The following is a 671-nucleotide window of genomic DNA, read 5'->3' on the forward strand; positions in this document are numbered from 1 at the left end:
GCCGAAGAGCTGCGCATCACTCAGCAGCATCTGAATGAGATAACCGGGGAGTTCAGCTCTGACGACCTACTCGGGCGCATCTTCTCTTCATTCTGTATCGGTAAATAATCCAATACGCGGCACAAAACCTTGTTTTAGTGCCGCGTTTCTTTTTATATGGATACATCCATTCGCGACTCACATCGTGTCCATTGCATTCAAAAGGAAGAAGTATGATCCACATTATTACAGGTAGCACTCTTGGTGGTGCGGAATACGTCGGTGATCACCTGAGCGATCTGCTCGTTGAACAAGGATTTGAAACCACGATTCACAACCAACCATCATTAGACGAGATCGATAACCAAGGGACTTGGCTTGTGATCACCTCCACCCACGGTGCGGGGGAATATCCAGACAATATTCAACCTTTCATCGCAGCATTGCAAAATACACCACCTAAGATGGCAGACGTGAAGTTTGCAGTCATTGCGATTGGTGATTCGAGCTACGATACGTTCTGCGCTGCCGGTAAGCACGCTTACGACTTGTTAGAAGATATTGGCGCAACGCCGATTGCAGATTGCTTGTTGATTGATGTTCTGGCTCATGATGTCCCAGAAGATGCTGCAGAAGCATGGTTAAAAGAGAATATCGAGCGCTTTTAACCCCATACTCATTTCTTACAGAGT

General features: G+C 46.6%; 1 protein-coding gene. It reads left to right on the forward strand.

Annotation, left to right across the window (positions count from 1 at the left end; genetic code table 11):
* Positions 1–212: 212 nt before the first annotated feature.
* Positions 213–647 carry an FMN-binding protein MioC gene (mioC, locus tag R7Z47_RS25060; protein ID WP_020839871.1) on the forward strand — a complete coding sequence of 145 codons (435 nt, stop codon included), beginning with the start codon at positions 213–215 and terminating at the stop codon, positions 645–647.
* Positions 648–671: the final 24 nt, after the last annotated feature.

The organism is Vibrio sp. 1641 (genome assembly GCF_033339995.1).
GTDB lineage: Bacteria > Pseudomonadota > Gammaproteobacteria > Enterobacterales > Vibrionaceae > Vibrio > Vibrio alginolyticus.